Origin of the sequence: Arthrobacter sp. B10-11, from assembly GCF_033142195.1 — a bacterium.
GTDB classification, from domain to species: domain Bacteria; phylum Actinomycetota; class Actinomycetes; order Actinomycetales; family Micrococcaceae; genus Arthrobacter; species Arthrobacter oryzae_C.
Genome location: NZ_JAWMTH010000005.1, coordinates 15,922 through 29,653 on the forward strand (window position 1 = coordinate 15,922; position 13,732 = coordinate 29,653).

14 protein-coding genes are annotated in these 13,732 nt (G+C 66.9%); 3 read left to right on the plus strand and 11 right to left on the minus strand.

The window, feature by feature from the left end:
- Positions 1 to 71 precede the first annotated feature (71 nt).
- The 10 genes from fdxA to RW112_RS15710 all read right to left on the minus strand — a co-directional run bounded on the left by fdxA (position 72) and on the right by RW112_RS15710 (position 10,057).
- A complete protein-coding gene (gene fdxA, locus RW112_RS15665) occupies positions 72 to 398 on the minus strand; it encodes a ferredoxin (protein ID WP_317782673.1) in 327 nt (108 codons plus the stop codon).
- A gap of 6 nt (positions 399 to 404) precedes the next feature.
- On the minus strand, positions 405 to 1,895 hold the full coding sequence (locus tag RW112_RS15670) for an aldehyde dehydrogenase family protein (protein ID WP_317782674.1): 1,491 nt from the start codon (positions 1,893 to 1,895) through the stop codon (positions 405 to 407).
- 29 nt (positions 1,896 to 1,924) lie between these two features.
- Positions 1,925 to 2,713 carry an SDR family oxidoreductase gene (locus RW112_RS15675; protein WP_317782675.1) on the minus strand — a complete coding sequence of 263 codons (789 nt, stop codon included), beginning with the start codon at positions 2,711 to 2,713 and terminating at the stop codon, positions 1,925 to 1,927.
- Positions 2,713 to 3,672: a dihydrodipicolinate synthase family protein gene (locus tag RW112_RS15680; RefSeq protein WP_317782934.1), complete on the minus strand. Its 960-nt coding sequence runs from the start codon at positions 3,670 to 3,672 to the stop codon at positions 2,713 to 2,715. The genes RW112_RS15675 and RW112_RS15680 overlap by 1 nt, the downstream gene beginning before the upstream one ends.
- A 32-nt stretch (positions 3,673 to 3,704) precedes the next feature.
- Positions 3,705 to 4,535, minus strand: coding sequence for an enoyl-CoA hydratase-related protein (locus RW112_RS15685; RefSeq protein WP_317782676.1), 831 nt, complete (start codon positions 4,533 to 4,535; stop codon positions 3,705 to 3,707).
- Entirely contained in the window at positions 4,532 to 5,797 is a 1,266-nt protein-coding gene (locus RW112_RS15690) for a CaiB/BaiF CoA-transferase family protein (protein ID WP_317782677.1), read from the minus strand. The genes RW112_RS15685 and RW112_RS15690 overlap by 4 nt, the downstream gene beginning before the upstream one ends.
- Positions 5,794 to 7,206: an FAD-dependent oxidoreductase gene (locus RW112_RS15695; protein ID WP_317782678.1), complete on the minus strand. Its 1,413-nt coding sequence runs from the start codon at positions 7,204 to 7,206 to the stop codon at positions 5,794 to 5,796. Before RW112_RS15695 ends, RW112_RS15690 begins: the two co-directional genes overlap by 4 nt.
- Positions 7,207 to 7,218: 12 nt before the next feature.
- Complete coding sequence (locus tag RW112_RS15700; protein WP_317782679.1) at positions 7,219 to 8,574, minus strand: MFS transporter; 1,356 nt, start codon at positions 8,572 to 8,574, stop codon at positions 7,219 to 7,221.
- 163 nt (positions 8,575 to 8,737) lie between these two features.
- The gene (locus RW112_RS15705; protein WP_317782680.1) at positions 8,738 to 9,343 is read right to left on the minus strand and encodes an XRE family transcriptional regulator; all 606 of its coding nucleotides are present in this window, start codon (positions 9,341 to 9,343) and stop codon (positions 8,738 to 8,740) included.
- Between the two features lie 252 nt (positions 9,344 to 9,595).
- Positions 9,596 to 10,057: a DUF4383 domain-containing protein gene (locus RW112_RS15710; protein WP_317782681.1), complete on the minus strand. Its 462-nt coding sequence runs from the start codon at positions 10,055 to 10,057 to the stop codon at positions 9,596 to 9,598.
- Between the two features lie 121 nt (positions 10,058 to 10,178).
- On the opposite strand from RW112_RS15710, the gene RW112_RS15715 reads away from it, so the two are divergent.
- Positions 10,179 to 11,495, plus strand: coding sequence for a DUF6350 family protein (locus tag RW112_RS15715; RefSeq protein WP_317782682.1), 1,317 nt, complete (start codon positions 10,179 to 10,181; stop codon positions 11,493 to 11,495).
- Positions 11,496 to 11,572: 77 nt separating this feature from the next.
- Here the strand turns inward: RW112_RS15715 and RW112_RS15720 are convergent, their stop codons facing one another.
- Positions 11,573 to 12,004 carry a hypothetical protein gene (locus tag RW112_RS15720; protein WP_305940100.1) on the minus strand — a complete coding sequence of 144 codons (432 nt, stop codon included), beginning with the start codon at positions 12,002 to 12,004 and terminating at the stop codon, positions 11,573 to 11,575.
- A gap of 39 nt (positions 12,005 to 12,043) precedes the next feature.
- Here RW112_RS15720 and purN point away from each other — a divergent pair, with 39 nt between their 5' ends.
- Together purN and RW112_RS15730 are read left to right on the plus strand one after the other, a co-directional pair.
- Positions 12,044 to 12,607, plus strand: coding sequence for a phosphoribosylglycinamide formyltransferase (gene purN / locus RW112_RS15725; RefSeq protein WP_317782683.1), 564 nt, complete (start codon positions 12,044 to 12,046; stop codon positions 12,605 to 12,607).
- 515 nt (positions 12,608 to 13,122) lie between these two features.
- Positions 13,123 to 13,677, plus strand: a complete 555-nt coding sequence (locus RW112_RS15730; RefSeq protein ID WP_317782684.1) for a hypothetical protein — start codon at positions 13,123 to 13,125, stop codon at positions 13,675 to 13,677.
- Positions 13,678 to 13,732 lie beyond the last annotated feature (55 nt).

Genomic DNA, 13,732 nt, shown 5'->3' on the forward strand with positions numbered 1-13,732 from the left:
CGCTGGGGCTGTGGGCCTCAACTGTCCGTTCGCGCTGGGGCTGTGGGCCTTAACTGTCCGTTCGCGCTGACTTAGCGGGCGGGCTCGGTCACCGGCTGGGCCGCCACCACGGGGTGGTCGCGGCCCAGGTTGCCCAGCGCGGAGGCCCCCTGCGGCGACCCCAGCTCCTCGAAGAACTCCACATTGGCCCGGATGTAGTCGGCCCACTCGTCGGGAACATCGTCCAAGTAGTAGATCGCCTCCACCGGGCACACCGGATCGCACGCGCCGCAGTCCACGCATTCTGACGGGTGGATGTACAGCGAGCGTTCGCCCTCGTAGATGCAGTCCACCGGGCATTCCTCGATGCAGGCCTTGTCCTTCACGTCCACGCACGGCTGCGCGATCACGTATGTCACGGCGCGCTACACACCCGTGTAGACGGTCTTGCCCCAGGTGAAGAAGTCCAGCGCGGACTTCCCCTGCTCGCGGAAGGTGTTCGTGGAGGAGTCCTTCACGCCGCCGAACGGCACGTTCAGGTCCAGTCCCGCCGTCGGCCTGTTGACCTTGACCACGCCGGCCTGGGCCCGTGCGGCGAAGTCCGTGGCGCGTGCCAGCGAATCCGTGCAAATGCCGGCAGTGAGGCCGTAGCGGGAATCGTTGATCGCGGCGAGCCCGGCCTCATAGTCGGGGACCTCGAGCACAGCCACCACCGGCCCGAAGATCTCTTCCGTCACGGCGGCGTCGTCGAACGGCAGGTCCGTGAGCACGGCCGCGGGGAAGAACAGCGGACGGTCCGCGTCGCCGTCGTACGTTTCGTCCAGGATTCCGGTGCCGGAGAGCAGCGTGGCGCCCCGTTCGACGGCGGAACGCACCGCCGCGGTGTTCTGCCCGAACTGCTGGCTGCTCACCACAGCTCCCATCGGTGAGTCCATGCCGTCACCGGGTGTGTAGGCCGCAGCTTCCTCAGTCAGCGCCCTGAGGAATGCGGAGCGGATGCCCGGAGTGACGTAGACGCGGGACGTGGCGGTGCAGGCCTGGCCGGTAAGCCCGAACGCGCCGGCGGCCACCACCCGGGCGGCTTTGCGGGCATCGGCGTCGTCCAGGACCAGGACGCCGTTCTTGCCGCCCATCTCCAGCTGCACGCGGGCGCGCCGTGCGTTCAGGATCTCCTGCAGGCCCAGCCCCACGTTGGTGGACCCCGTGAAGGACAGACCGGCGATGCGCGGATCGCGGGCCAAGGCGTCACCCACCACGCGGCCCTTGCCGTGTACCACGTTGAACACGCCCGCGGGGAGCCCGGCATCCTGCAGCGCGCGGGCCAGGTGGGTGGCGGAGAGCGGGGTGAGCTCGGCCGGCTTGATGACTACGGCGTTGCCGCTGATCAGCGCCGGGGCGGCCTTCCACGCCGGAATGGCGATGGGGAAGTTCCACGGGGTGATGAGCCCGACGACGCCGAGCGGCTCACGGCGGGTGGTGATGGTGGTGTCCGGCAGGCCGCTGGGCAACACCTCGCCGGTGGCCGCCCAGCCGAGGGAGCCGAAGAAGCGCAGCACGTCGGAGGCGCGCTTGACCTCGCCCTTGGCCTCGGCGAGGGTCTTGCCTTCTTCCCGGACCAGGTCCTCGGCGATGACTGTCTGGCGCTCGATCAGCAGGTTGCCGGCGGTGATGAGGATGGCGCCGCGGGACGGTGCGGGCAGGGCTGCCCAGCCGGGCTGCGCTGCTGCGGCGGCGGTGATGGCGGCGTCGACGTCCGCGGCGGTGCCACTGGGGGAGAGGGCCGCGACTTCGCCGGGGCGGGCGGGATTCGTTCGTTCGGTGTCGGCCTCGCCGAGCCATTCGCCGTTGATGAGGTGCCGGGCGGTGATGAGCTCGAGATCCGTTGTGGTGGAGGCATGGGTGGCGGTGGAAGTCATGGGGTTTCCTTCGGGAAGTGGGAGGGGAGCTAGAGGCTGCGGATCAGGCCGCCGTCGCAGCGGAGCGCGACGCCGGTGACGTACGACGCCGGCGCGCTGCAGAGGAAGGCGGCTGCGGCGCCGAACTCCTCCGGTTCGCCGTAGCGGCGGGCGGGAATGGTCTTGCGGGACTCCAGCTGGATTTCCTCGACGGTGGTGCCGCGTCGTTTGGCGGCGGCCTGGTCCAGTTCGGCCACGCGGTCCGTGGCGATGCGGCCGGGCAGCAGCATGTTGACGGTCACCGAATCCAGGGCAACTTCGGCCGCGAGGGTCTTGAGGTAGCCTGCCAGTGCGGCCCGCCCGGTGTTGGAGACGGCCAGGTTGGGCAGCGGTGCCGCCACCCCGCTGGAGCCGACTGCGAGGATGCGGCCCCAGCGCCGTTTCCGCATGCCCGGCAGCACCTGGGAGATGAGGGCGTGGTGCGGCTTGACGAGAAGTTCGAAGGCCGCGGCGATGTCCTCGGAGCTGAGCGTTGCCGCGGCGCCGGGTTTGGGGCCGGGACCGTTCAGCACCAGGATGTCGACGGGGCCGAGGTCCGCCACGGTCTGCTCGACGGCGGACTCGATGCCTTCCGGTGTGGTCAGGTCCGCCTCGATGGCGATGGCGCCTGTTCCGTATGCGGTGTGCAGGTCCGCGGCGATCTCCTTCGCCCGGTCGCGGCGGCGGCCGGTGACGGCCACGCGCACGCCCTCAGCGGACAAGGCACGGGCCACTGCCAGGCCGAGGCCGCCGGTGGAGGCGGCCACGAGTGCGGTTTTGCCGGCGATTCCTAGGTCCATCAGAAACTCCCTACAGAGGTGTGGTGGTGTGTTGCGTGGGCTTGGGCAGCAATGGAATCCTTGGCCGATTCCAGCGCCGCAGCAGCCTCGCGCAGGTGCGTGAGCATGCTGTAGCGCAGGTTCTCGGGAAACGCCGCGGCGGGGGACCGGACGCCGGATTCCTTGATGAGCCCGCGCTTCCGGAGGCATTCCTTGCGGACCGCGAGCGCGATTCGGGCCTGTTGCTCGAAGTTGACCAAGGGCAGGTACGGCAGGAGCTGGTCGCGTGCTGCCTCGTAGCCGTCGCGCTGCCAGGCCCGGACACAGGCGATCAGGGCCTCCGGGTAGGAGAACCCGGTCATGGCGCCCGCTGCGCCGGCCATGAGTTCGTCCAGCAGCCCCTGCCCGCCGAGGCCGCCGAAGACGGAAATGTCGACGGCGGCCGTCAGCTCCGCAATGGCCGCGCTCGTGGGCGGCGCCTCGGCCTTCACTGCCACCACGAAGCTGCACCACGTCACCACGGAAATGAGCGCCGCAGTGGTGATGTTCACGCCGCTGGCCATTGGATAGTCCTGCAGGACCACGTTGGCGCCGGTGGCACGGTGGATGGCGTCCAGGTGCGCGATGACCACCTCCGGCCGGGCCGAGTTGGCCTGCACCATCACGGCCGCCAAACGCTGGCCGGCAACTGCCTGCGCTGCCGTGATTTCGTCGATGGCGGGCCGGGTGGCCAGTGCCGTGATGCCCACCACCAGGGGGAGGTCCGTGCATTCGACGGCGATTTCGAGGACCTGGCGGCGTTCCTCGGCGGTCAGGGCCGCGGCCTCGCCGAACACGCCGAGTACGGTCAGGCCTGTGGCGCCGATGGCTTCGTAGTGCTCCACAAGTTCGGACAGGCTGTCCAGGTCGACGTCCAGGGTGCTGCCCTGGAACGGTGTTGCCACCACGCCCCAGACGCCGGGTGTCAGTGACTCCCGCATCGGATTCTCCTTCACTGGTTGTTCCTGCATCATCAGCGGCCCGGCCACACCGGCGGCCGCTTTTCCTGGAAGGCGCGGACGCCTTCTGCCGAGTCCTCGCTGTCCAGCGCGGCCATCAGGGCCGGCAGCCGCAGGCCGCGGGCTTCCTGGGCCGTCAGGTGGCCGGTCTGCGTGACCATCTGCTTCACGGCGCGGACCGAGGTGGGTGCGCAGGCCAGGATCTGGTCCACCCAGCGCTGCACGGCGGCGTCGAGCTCTTCTGCCGGGACCACCTCGTTGACCAGGCCCATGGACTGCATCTCCGCGGCGTCCGCCTTCCGTCCGGTGAGCAGCATGCCCATCGCCTGGGTGTGGGGGATGCGGCGCACCAGCTGGTGGATGCCGCCGTCGAGCGCCAGACGTCCCACCCGAGGTTCCGTCAGCCCGAACTTGGCGCTCTCCACTGCGACCACAATGTCCGCGCCGAGCACTATCTCCATGCCGCCGCCAAGCGCATAGCCGTTGACCCGGGCGATCACCGGGATGTCCAGCGTCGTGCGCAGGCTCAGGCCGCCGAAGCCATTCGGGTCCAGGCCGGCCCAGTACTCGAGGCCCGTCTTGTCCACCGCAGAGGAGGACATGTCCGCCCCGACGCAGAACGCCCGGGTGCCGGCGCCGGTGATGACCACCGCGCGCACGGAGGGGTCCTGCTCCAGCTGCTCCCAGATCTCGTTGAGCCGGGCCTGGGCGGTGCCGTCGACGGCGTTGAGGACGTGCTGCCGGTCGATGACCACAGTGGCCACGTGGTTTTCGATCGTCAGGGTGACCTGATCCACTGTGTTCGAGGCTGCGAGGGTCGCGGGGGCCTCCGAAACAGCCGTCACCGGAGCACCCCCAGCTGCTGCAGGCGTTCGATGGTTTCCTCGTCGAAGCCGTTCTCCAGCAGGACCTCCACGTTGTGCTCGCCCAGCCGCGGCGCCACGCGCCGGACGGTGGGCGGGGTGGCGGAGAGCCGGATGGGCGCGTTGAGCATGCGCACGGTGCCCACGCCGGGGTGTTCGGCTTCCACGATCATGCCGTTGGCCTCTGTCTGGGCGTCGGCCAAGGCCTGCTCCAGCGTGTGAACCGGGGCGTTGAGCAGCCCCTGGTCCTCGAGCCGGCCGGTCCAGTACTCGGTGGTGTTGGTGGCCATGCGCTCGCGGAAGATGGCCTGCAGCGCCGGCTTGTGCTTGAACTGCTGCTCCAGGTTGGCGAACTCGGGCCGCAGCGTGAGGTCCTCGTCCAGGCCAAGTGCTTCCGAGATGCGGGCCAGCGGATCCGGGGTGAAGCCGCCCACCATGCAGACGGCGCCGTCGGTTGTTTCAAACACGCCGCTCAGCGGCATGGCGCCCCAGTTGACCTCGTAGCCGCGGTTGAGCTGCATGCAGGCCTCCTGCATCTGCAGGTGCAGCATGGAGTCGTACATGGTCACCTCCACCTTCTGGCCGACGCCGGAGGTTTCGCGGGTGCGCAGGGCCAGGAGGATGCCCTGCATGAGGTGCATGCCGGTGATGTAGTCGCACAGCGTGGTGGGGTAGATGGACGGCTTCTGGTCGCCCGATTCCCGCCGCCACATCACGCCGGAGTAGGCCTGGGCGATCGCGTCCTGGCCGCCCTTGTGCGAGTACGGTCCCGCGGGACCGAAGCCGGTGCCGGAGGCCCAGATGATGCCGGGGTTCTCCGCCTTGAGTTCCTCGTAGCCGAAGCCCATCCGTTCCATCACGCCGGAGCGGAAGTTGCTGACCACCACGTCCGCGTCCGCCATGATGGCGTGCAGGACGTTCCGGCCTTCCTCGGTGCGCGTATCGATGGAGACACTGCGCTTGTTCCGGTTGATGGACAGGAAGATCGGGTTGTCCTGGCCGTCTTTGTCCGGGAACGAATTCCGCGAGATGTCCCCGGCGCCCGGGCGCTCCACCTTGATGATGTCCGCGCCATAGTCGCCCAGCAACTGGGTGCAGGACGGCCCCATGAAAACCTGGGTGAAGTCCACGATCTTGATGCCGGCCAGGGGCAGCGGGGTGGCCGCTTCCCCGGCGGCGGGCCGGGCGTCGGCGGCGGGCGCCGCCGTCGTGCGTTCTACGAGTTCGTCAACAGCGGTGCTCATGCCGGCACCGCCGCATCGGCGTCGACGGTGGCGTTCGACGACGGGACGTCGCCAGGGTCGGCGCCGTGCCGGCGCATCCCCTGCTGGATGTCCAGCGCGGAGACGTCGCGGACCAGGAGGCCGTTCTCGACGGCGAGGGCTGCTGCGACGCCCACGGCCTGGCCCATGGCCATGCAGGGCGGGATCTCGCGCGACATCTTCTGCGCTTCCGGGGTGGCGGAGTAGTGGCGGCCGGCCACCAGCAGCTGGTCCACTTCCTTGGGCAGCAGGGAGCGGTACGGGTAGTAGTAGTCGCGGCCGCGGGCCACGGTATCGGCGAAGTGCCGGCGCTGCGTGACGTCGTCCTTGGTCATGACGTACTCGCCCTGCAGCAGGCGGGTCTGGCGAACGCCCATCTGCGAGGCAACGTCCAGCATGTAGCAGTTTTCGAAGCCGGGGAGGTTGGCGCGGACGTAGTCCACGGCCTCGGAGATCCGGTCGCGGGCGGCGAACTCGGCGGCAGTCATGTCCGCCGGGTCCGTGCCGTCGAAACCGGACATGTGCGGGGCGTTGCACCAGACCACGCCGTCGATGGGGGTCTTGAGCCACCACAGTTCCCAGGCGCCGCCGAGGAGGCGCTTGATCCTGCGGTTGATGGCGCGGGCCTCCTTGGGGCTGGCCTGCTCGAAGGCTTCGGCGGCGTTGGTGTCCACATTGCCCAGCCGGAAGACGAGGGTGGTGATGTAGTTGTCCTTGGCGTAGCTGGCGCCGGCCCGGGAGGCGACGTCGATGTCGCCGGTGGTGTCGATGACCACGTCCGCCATAAACGCCTGCGGGCCCTGTTTGGTCTCGCAGATCACGCCCTTGATCACGCCGTTGTCCACGATGGGGCGGGAGAACCAGGAGTGCAGGCGCAGGTCCACGCCGGCCTCGCGGACCAGGTCGTTGGAGACGCGCTTCCAGCCGTCCGGGTCGAACGCGGCGGCGTAGCAGATGGGCTTGGGCGTGGTGTGGGAGTGGAAGTCGAAGGTGCCATAGCGGCCCCACTTGTTCCAGAGTTCCTCGGAGGTCTTGCGGTCATCGGCCGGCGGGACGATCGCCAGGCCCAGCTTCTGCAGCCGTTCGACGTATTCGGAGACGATGCCGGTGACGGTGATTTCCTGGCCGTTGATCATGTCGTCCAGCACCAGGACCATACCGCCGGAGGCGAGTCCGCCCAGGGATGAGTAGCGTTCCAGCAGTGTGACCTTGGCGCCGGACCGGGCGGCGGTGACGGCGGCGGTCACACCCGCGGGGCCGCCGCCCACTACCAGGACGTTGGAACGGGAGATGACCGGGGCGGTGAGCTCCGCCGTCGTGCTGGCGAGCTCCAGGGAGCCGGAGAAGGTGTTTTCGGGCGCGGCAAAGCCGGCCGGGTGAAGTGTGTTCATGGGGGAGGTTCCTTAGTTTCCGACGAAGAGGCCGTTGGTGCGGCGGGCGGCGAGGTAGAAGACGATGCTGAGGATGGACAGGACAGCCACGTATACGGGGAAGACCCAGCTGAGGTTCACGGACTGGAGCCAGACGAGCAGGTAGGAGGCGGTGCCGCCGAACAGGGCGACGCCGATTCCGTAGCCAAGCGCCACGCCCGTGCCGCGGCAGTTCTTGGGCATCAGGGATGTGCTGACCACGTTGTACAGGGTCATGTTCAGGACCAGGACCAGGGAACCGCCGAGGAGGACTGCCGCGAAGCCGCCGATTCCGGGCTGGACGTACATCAGCATGAGGAAAACGGAGGGGATGGCCAGGATGCGGGTAATGAGGAACCAGCGGGACATGGACCTGCCGTCGGCGAGTTTGCCGATGATCCAGCTGCCCGCCACCAGGATGACGCCGAGGACGGTGGTGAGGGCGAACACGGCGGTGGGATCTTCCTTGAACCCGCTGCGCGCTGCACTGGGAAGGCCAACGTTCCAGGCGTAGTTGTAGGCCTGGGCGGCGCCCACCACGAAGATGATGGCCAGCACGGACAGCCAGTGCTTTCGGACTCCGGTCCACACGGCCTTCGGGGTGTTGGTGACCATTTCCTCGGGCTTCATGGTTTCCGGCAGGGCGCGGCGGAGGTACAGGACCACGAAGCCGAACAGTGCGCCGATGATGAAGGGCACGCGCCAGCCCCATTCGCCCATGACGGCTGCGCCCAGGGTGAGGCTGCAGAGGAAGCTGACCAGTGAGGCCAGCAGGATGCCGATGTTCACGTAGAAGGACATGATGCCGGCCACGTAGCCTTCGCGGCCCGCCGGCACCAGTTCAACGGCATGGGAGGTGGACAGCGGGGCCTCGATGCCGGTGGAGATGCCCTGCAGGATGCGGCACACGAGCAGGATGATGCCGGCCCAGGCGCCGATCTGCTGGTAGCTCGGCGTGACGGCGATGATCAGCGTGGTGCCGGCCATGAGCATGATGGAGAGGAGCATGATGCGGCGGCGGCCGACGCGGTCTGCGAGCGTGCCCAGGAGGACGCCGCCCAGCGGACGGAAGGCAAAGCCGACGGCGAACACGGCCAGGGCGTTCAGCGTGGCGGAGAGCGGATCGGTGTTGGGGAAGAAGTTGGGGCCGATGAAGGCTGAGAGGAGGCCGAAGACCATCCAGTCGTACCATTCGAGGGCGTTGCCGAGGCCCAGGCCCAGCAGTCCCTTGCGGACCTCGGGGGTGAACTTCTCGGATGAGCGGGAGCGGGCGGGGGATGAGTGCTTGGTGCCTGGGGACGTGACAGCGTTGTCCGTCCCCTGGGGGTCCGTCGTTTGTGTATCGAGCATGGAAGTGTCCTTACGCTGACGCCGGCAAGGGCGTGGGAGGGTATGACGCATCAACGTCCCGGGAGCAGGACGGAAGATGCGAAGGATGCAAGGACTGTCGGCGGGCACGGTTATGGCCCGGACAGTGGGGAAAAACGGTAAAGGCCGGTTGGGGTCGGCGGATTTACCACGCGTGCGGTGCGTTAACCCAGATCGCTACGCATACCTCTTCGTAGCTGTTCTTGTACCAGTGCGGGATTTCCGAGGAATAGGTAATCGAATCGCCCTCGCCCAGGCTGTGGCAGACGCCGTCAAGGTAGACGTCCTTCCGGCCCGAGACGATGTAGCAGAACTCCTCGCCGCTGTGGCTGAAGGGATTGGAGCTGGTGTCATGGCCGGGCGGTGTCATGATCCACTGGGCTTCGATGCCGCCGTTGAGGCCCGGCGTAAGCAGTTCATGCACTGCCTCGCCGACGGACTCGCGGGTGACGCCCTTGAGATTGCGCCGCTCGGATTTGCGGACCACGGGGGATTTCGAGGCTTCCTGGCCGATGAAGAATTTCCCCACCGGGATATCAAGGCCGTGGGCCAGTTGCGCCAGGGTGGTGAAGGAAGGGTTGGCCATGCCGCGCTCGATCTGGCTGACAATGGCCTGGCTGAGGCCGGTGATCTCCGAGAGGGCCGCGAGGGTCATGCCTTTTTCCTTGCGCATGGCGCGGACCTTGTTACCGACAGTAGCCAGCAGCGCGCTTGTGGCGGGCGGGGCACCATTCGTCGTCTCGGTGGTCATTGGGTTTCCTTCATTGAGTGACCTGACTCACACAACTATAGTGAAGATTTTTAGCGAGTCAACGGGTTGGGCCTCATTAAATTGAAAATCTTCACAGGAGTGCGGATTTCGCGGAGGCCCCTCCAGACAAAAAGCTGGTGCAGCCGCCTGCGACTACGCAGGGCAACTGCACCAACCGGTGGTTAAAACATTCAGATTGCTATGAAGCGTTCCTCATTAGCGGCTCCTTATGTCCCGGCTACGCGATCCGGGTTACCTGCGGTCCTCGGCCAGATGCCTAGAAAGGATCCAGCCGGCGCCAATCATCAGCACGCCCAGCACCATGTGGGTCCAGTTATCCAGCGTGTTCAGCGACAGGAAATTGGCCGCCGAATCCACTCCGACACTGAGCCCGAAGATGCTGAGGACGATGTACAGCGCACCAAAGCCCATGAGGAAGTTCCGGGCGCCCATTCCACTGCGGGACATTGCCCAGCCTGTTGCACCGATGACCAGCTGCACAATGTTCAGCAGCATGGAGACCTGGAACAGGCCAAGGAACATGGCGTGCGAATCAGGCCCAAGGAACCTCAGTTCGCTGTACTGCTGGGTAATGCCCGGGATGAACCCCAGGACACCCACCAACATCAGGACAATACCTACACCCATGCCGACGTTCTGGACATCCGTACGTCCAAAGTGAACGCCGTGTGCATGTGGGGATGCGGTAGTCATTTTTCTGCCTCCAACCACTGATTGCGGACAATCCAATTTTACGGCTGAGTAACGAAAAAAGCGCTGGCGGGCGGGCACTTCTGCGGCCCCCGGGGTCCCTCCCGTGACACCATGGAACACGATGAAACTGCGCGCTGATCAGACCGGAGACCGTGGCATTCCCATGCCCTTGTGGCTGCAGGGAGCGCTCGAGTCGGCGCAGGCGGCGGTCATTTCCGCGCTGGTGGTGCTGGCGCCCATTGTCGCCGTCTGGGCCACTGCGGGGTTCCAGAACAACAACTTCGACGCCCTCGCCCGGCTCGGCGGCCAAGCGTGGCTGCTGATCCACGGTGTGCCGCTGCACCTGACAACGGTGGCCGGGGAGGCTGCGGCGCAACCCGAGTCCGGCACGCTGTCGCTGATTCCGCTGGGCCTCACGCTCATCCCGTTCCTGCTAGCGTGGCGGGCGGGCCGGCGCTTGGCCCGGGCCTCGTACACGGACCAGCTCTGGCAGGCGCTCCTCGGTTCCTGGCTGGTGTATGCCGGGTTCGGCATGGCTACGGGATTCGTGTGCCGGACGGACGACGTCGCCATTTTCCTGTGGTTTGCCGGGCTGATGCCGCTGGTGCCGTTCGGCCTGGGGATGGTGGTGGGTGCCCGCCGCGAAGCCGGATCGTGGAGCCGGCTCATCGGCGTCGACGCCGTGGACTGGATTGCCCGGACCAGCCAGCATTCCCGCTGGGCCGGCTCCTACCTGGGCTCCGCCATCAAAGCCGGCTTCGTGGCCCTGATGGCAGCCTTCTCCATGTCCGCGGCGCTGCTCGCGGTGGACCTCCTGATTCACTGGGACCTGGTGATCGCCGTGTATGAAGGGCTCGACGCCGGCGCCATGGGCGGTGCCGTCCTCACTATCGCGCAGCTCGGCTTCCTGCCCAACCTGGCTGTTTTTGCGCTCGCCTGGACGTCCGGCTCCGGCTTCGCCCTGGGCGTGGGCTCGCAGGCCGGTCCGCTGGGAACCGCTGTTGGCCCGCTGCCGTCCATTCCGGTGTTCGCCGCCCTGCCCGCCGGCCCGCTGGACTACGCCTTCGTAGCGCTGGTGGTTCCGGTCCTGGCCGGTGCGCTGGCTGGCTGGTGGTTCCTTCGCGAGGGCGAAAACCACTTTGACGAATGGCTGTCCATCAAGGTCCGTGCCCGCTGGTTTACGGCGTCGGCCTCAACACTCGTCCTCGGCGCCATCATCGGTGTGGCGGCCGGCCTGATGGCCGGAGGGCTGGCCTGGATGGCGCGGGGATCGGCCGGGATCGGCCGCCTCACGGACATCGGACCGGATCCGTTGAGCACCTCGCTGTGGGTAGCCGCGGAAGTGGCAATCGGCGTCGTCATTGGTTACGCGGCCGGCCCGTGGCTGGAACGCCAGCAGAAGCTGCGCGAAGCGGACCTGGACGCGGCCAAGCCGTAGGAGGTCCCGCCGTCGGGCGTTATTTCTGTTGACCAGACGGCTTTTGACCAGACAGCGGGTCGGCGGAGCTGTCCGGACTAGCGGAGCTGGGCGGGGAGGGACTTTTCCAGCTGAGTCTGGCACTGGGTCATGGCCTGCTGGGTGAGCGCCGTGCGGGAGCACTGCTGGAAATCCCGGACCTGATTGAAGAACACCGCGGCGACCAGGATCAGAAGCACCATCACCGCTGAGACCACCAATCCCGAAATCGTCCCGAAGAGCACCAGCTTGGATTCCTTCAGCTTGACGGCCCTGACAAGCACCATGATGCCGAGCACGATGCTCACGGCCGTCAGGATGGAGCTCAGCCACAGATGGGTGATGTCCAGCTGGTAGACGAAGAACGCCCCCAGGACGGCAACGATAAAGGCGCGGAACAGGTTGTGCGTCTTCAGCAGTGACGTCTTCGCGGCCTCGCTGAGGGGTTGCTTGGCCGGCTGGGGACGTGCGGAGTCCTTCGGGGGGTTCATGTTTTCCAGCCTACGCGAGCAGCCCCATAAGCTAGAGCCATGCGCATCGTTGTCCTCGTGTCCGGTACCGGTTCCAACCTCCAGGCTGTCATCGACGCCGTCAAGGCGGGCGAGCTGGACGTGGAAATCGCCGCCGTCGGTGCCGACCGGCCGGGGACCTACGGAGTGGAACGTTCGGCGGCTGCCGGAATCCCGACGTTCGTGGTGGACTTCAAGGCCTACGCCGACCGTGCCGACTGGAACGCTGCACTGACCGAAGCTGTGGCCGCATACCAGCCGGATGTGGTGGTGTCCTCAGGCTTTATGCGCATTGTGAGCCCGGAGTTCATCGACGCGTTCGACGGAAAATACCTCAACACGCACCCCGCCCTGCTGCCGGCCTTCCCCGGTGCCCACGGCGTCCGCGATGCCATGGCCTACGGCGTGAAGGTCACCGGCTGCACCGTTCACTGGGCCGACGCCGGCGTGGATACCGGCCCCATTATCGCCCAGGAAGTCGTGGCCATCGAGGAGTCCGACACCGAGGAGTCCCTGCACGAACGCATCAAGGTGGTGGAGCGCAGGCTCCTGGTCTCGACCCTGGCGCAGCTCGCCGCCGCCTGATTCCTACCCAACTAGGTAGCAGTTAACGTCGCGAAACGCGGTTTTGAGGACGTTAACTGCGAGTCAGTTGGGTGAACGCATGCAGATCTGTGGATAACTTCCGGGCGCCCGCCCGGGATTTGAAATCATGAGGAATGCGAGATCCGAGCCCTCTGCCCGCAGCGCTGGGCGGAGCACCCTTCACTGTCCGTGAAGCGGCCGACGCCGGGGTGAGTCCCGGGCGTCTTAGGTTCCGCGGGCTGCACGTGCCCAGCCGCGGCGTCCGTATCCCGAGCACCGACGCGCCGCTGGACCGACTCAACGTGGTCAGGCCGTACACGATAGTCACCCCGTTCTCGGCAGCTTCGCACGCCACCGCTTTTGCGCTGTGGAACTTTCCGGGGTTTCTTCCAAACCAGGATGATGAACATATACACATCTCGCGGCCTGACGTCATGGCTATCCCGCGTCGCCGAGGCGTAGTGGGACATGTCGGGCAGTTTTTTTCGGACGAGGTGGTCAGCCACGGTGGGCTGTTGATCACTAGCCGTGCACGGACCTGGCTGGACTGCTCGCGGAAGATGAGTATCAACGAGCTCACGGTCGTGGCAGACCACCTGCTGAGGCTTCCGCGGCCCGAACTCGAGGGCAGGACGGAGCCGCACGCCACGCTGGAGGAACTGGCGGACATGTTGGACCGGCACAAAGGAACCCCCGGCATTCGAAAAGCCCGGCTGGCCCTGGAGCAGGCGCGCGTCGGTGCAGACTCCGCACCGGAAACGCGGCTGCGGCTGGCACTGGAGAACGCCGGCCTGCCCGAACCGCAACTGAACGTACCCACGGAGCTGAGCCCCGGCGTCGTGCGTCAACCGGACCTGGCCTATCCGGAGCACCGCGTGGCGGTGGAGTACGAAGGCGAGGGCCATTCCGAGGCGGCGCAGATCATCCGGGACATCGCCCGCGAGGAGGATTTCAGCCGCGCAGGGTGGGAGCTGGTCCGGATCTCCAAGCGGCACATGGTGAATGATGCCCGGCTGGCGGTGGCGAAGGTCCGCGCGGCACTCGTCAGCCGCGGCTGGTTGCCCAAGTGACTGGCAGTTAACGTCGTGAAAAGCTCGTTTCGCGACGTTAAATGCGAGTCAGTTG